The 3,174-nt window shown below is 67.2% G+C and carries 3 protein-coding genes; 2 read left to right on the top strand and 1 reads right to left on the bottom strand.

What is annotated here, in order from left to right; all coding sequences use genetic code 11:
• Positions 1-98: histidine kinase dimerization/phospho-acceptor domain-containing protein (locus ACTWPW_RS63560; RefSeq protein WP_443174939.1), on the bottom strand; the 98-nt coding region annotated here is incomplete at its 3' end.
• 852 nt (positions 99-950) lie between these two features.
• Here ACTWPW_RS63560 and ACTWPW_RS63555 point away from each other — a divergent pair.
• Together ACTWPW_RS63555 and ACTWPW_RS63550 are read left to right on the top strand one after the other, a co-directional pair.
• The gene (locus ACTWPW_RS63555; RefSeq protein ID WP_443174938.1) at positions 951-2,363 is read left to right on the top strand and encodes an amidase; all 1,413 of its coding nucleotides are present in this window, start codon (positions 951-953) and stop codon (positions 2,361-2,363) included.
• A 64-nt stretch (positions 2,364-2,427) separates the two neighbouring features.
• A partial coding sequence (locus ACTWPW_RS63550) for a substrate-binding domain-containing protein (protein ID WP_443174937.1) occupies positions 2,428-3,174 on the top strand: 747 nt, incomplete at its 3' end.

Raw genomic sequence — 3,174 nt, 5'->3', positions numbered from 1 at the left:
TGCAGCCGCGCCTCCTCCAGCCAGAGCCGAAGTCCGGCCAGGGGGGTACGAAGCTCATGAGAGGCGTCAGTGACGAACTGCCGCTGCTGCACACGCATGTGCTCGATCAGGTGCTCCAGTCGCTCGATCAGGCCGACCGTACCGGTGTCGTCGCAAGGTGCGTTCATTAAGGCCACCTCCAGTGAGTCCGTACTTTCAGACTGCGCCAGCCACGGCAGTCTCGAAACCGTGGAAACACGTGTCCTCGTTCGAGGAGCCCCGTAGGTAGTCATGGGTAGTCAGCGGCGCGTTGATCCAGCGCGTCCGTGGGGGCAAGGCAATGGTCAGTCATCCTTCACGACGACAGCTGCCGGCGGATGGTGCGACGTTGGCACGCCGGGGGCGAAGGACCAGCCTGCACTGGCCAGCGCTGAGCAGGCCTCGCTACCCGTGCTGCAACGGCGGTCAAATCCATGGCATGTTGCTGCCGGTGGCACGAGGAAGGAGCTCCCGCGTCTCCTTCTGCACGGGGATGCCTCCTCGGTACACCAGTCACTCTGGACGGCGGCCGAATATAGATGATAATCTCAATTATTGATATTCACACCTTGATGTGGAGCAGCCTCAATGCACAACCAGGGGCTAAGATCGTGGCCCGCCGGGCGGGCTAGCAACTGCCAATACCGGCCCACCGTCGCCTTCGCACACACTGGCAGTGCGTCCGTGCAGGCGGCCCGGCTCACCCCCCTACGACCCGATATCAGAGTTTCTCCCGCATCGCGGGGCGAGATCCGGGAGGCCGGCGAAAGTCGCCGGCCGCAGCGGCGCGGATCGTGCTGTGCTCGGGCCAGCGAACCGCGCGACGTCCGCGTTGCTGGCGGTTCCGGACACAACGATGGTCACCGATGTGCCACCCCAGCGCCAGCCGAAGTGACGATGTATGTGGATGCCGCAAGCCCGAAGGAGCCGCGATGGACCCGTTCAGCTCGGCAGTGACGATCGCCAACGCGATCCGCTCGCGCCAAGTGAGCCCCACCGAGGTCGCCGAGATGTATCTCCACCGGATGGATTGTTACAACGGCGAGCTCAACGCCATCGTCTGGCGGAACGACGACGAGGTTAGAGCGGCCGCAGCGGCGGCCACCCGGGCGGTGACAGCTAATGCAGATCTTGGATCGTTCCATGGCGTGCCCTTGCCGATCAAGGACCTCACCTCTGTTGCGGGGCAGCCCAACACGATGGGTTCCTTCGGCGTCTCCGACGCGCCGCGTACCTGCAGCGAGCCGGTCGTCGACCGGCTGATCGAGGCCGGCTGCATCCTCATGGGTCGCTCCAATACATCGGAGATGGGCACGCTACCGGCTACCGAGAATGCTCGCTACGGCCCGACGGCGAACCCATGGAGCCTGAGCCGCTCACCCGGAGGATCCAGCGGTGGCGCGGCCGCAGCGGTGGCCGCTGGCCTGGCCCCGCTGGCGCACGGCAACGACGGCGGCGGGTCACTGCGGATGCCCGCGTCCGCTTGCGGCCTGGTCGGGCTCAAGCCGAGCCGGGCCCGGGTCCCCCAGCTGGTCCAGTCGTGGTGGGAGTACTGCACCACAGAGGGGATGATCACACGGTACGTCGCGGACGCTGCGGCGATTCTCGACGTCATCTCCCGGCCTGACCCGCATGGCTGGTTCCAGGCACCTGCGCCGTCGCGGCCATTCGCGCAGGAGCCGGGGCGCGGCTGCGGCCGGCTTCGCATCGGCCTGCTGCTCGACGCGCCCACCGGCCTACCGGTGGACCCGGAGTGCGCGCACGCTGCCACGGCCGCCGCCACGATGCTGGCCGCGATGGGCCACGACGTCCGGCCTGTGACGCCGGAGCTGCTCAGTTCCCAGGCAGCGCTTGCGTACGTCGACATGATCATTCCGGGCTCCCTGTACGCGCACCCCTTCGACCACCCAGACAGCGCCGAGCCGTACAACCGATACCGCTGGGAGCGGCTGCAGAAGGTGCACGCCGGCGAGTACGTGCAGGCGTCAGTACGGTTGCAACTCGAATCCCGCCGGATCGTGGCGCAATGGGGACGCGACTTCGACGTGCTTCTCACCCCCACGCTGGCCTGTCAGCCACCTGAGCTGGGCCTGATCCGGGACGAGGCGAACCGCGCCGTGGAGGTTGCGCAGCCCAGTGCGCTGTTGATGGTCTCCTTCACGATGCTGGCCAGCGTCACCGGCCAACCGGCCATCAGCCTGCCGGTGCACACGGCGCCGGGCGGACTGCCTATCGGTGTACAGCTCATTGGTGCACCCTTCGACGAGGCGACCCTGCTACGCCTGGCCGCCGCACTGGAAGCCCAGATCGGCTGGCCGGGCGCGATCCCGGCCCGATATCGCTGATACACCCGCACTTGAGTTAGGAAAGCGCGCCATGCCATACCCCCGACCTACCCGCCCACGGCCTGTGGGCGTCCTTCTCATCGCCCTGCTGTGCCTCTCACTCGCGGCCTGTGGCGCGTCGTCCGGCGCACAGGACTCGGCCGCGTCGGTCACCTCACCTCAGGTCATCGCTCAAGCGACCGCTGCGGTGAATCAGGCGTACGCGGGTGACTACGCAGCGCCACCCTCGAAGGCACCGAGGCCCGAGCCGGGCAAGAACATCTGGATCATTTCGGCCTGGCAGCAGGTTCACGCCTTGGTCTATCAGGGTGAGCAGGTGGCGGCAGCAGCCAAGGCGCTGAGGTGGCAGGTCCAGGTCTGTGACGGTCGCAACAACGAGAACGGCGCCCAGGCCAGCTGCGTCCGCCAGGCCACGGCGGCCAAGGCCGACGGCATCGTGTTGCTGGCGGTCGACTGCGCCCCGGTTCGGCAGGCACTGGTCGAGGCCAAGCAGGCCGGCGTCAAGATCGCGTCCTTCAGCAGCTTTGATTGTGACGACCCTACCCAGGGGGGCAGCGCTGCGCTGTATGACGCTCCGGCACGGCACTTCGCCGGTGACCCGACGGTGGCTGGCTTCTACAGCCGGCTGGGCCGGCTGCGCGCAGACACCGTGATCGCCAAGACCCAAGGAGAGGCGAAGATCCTGCACGTGGCGTTCAGCGACGTGGCCATGGGCGACTACCAGGCCAAGGGCTTCACCAAGCGGATCGCCGACTGCGCCGGATGCCAGATCGTCGGCACGCTGAAGATCTCGCCCGCTGATGTGCCCGCG

It is taken from the genome of Nonomuraea sp. KM90 (assembly GCF_052246675.1).
Lineage (GTDB): Bacteria > Actinomycetota > Actinomycetes > Streptosporangiales > Streptosporangiaceae > Nonomuraea.
Note: the sequence above shows the minus strand (reverse complement) of the source record. Positions and strands in the feature narration are given on the sequence as shown.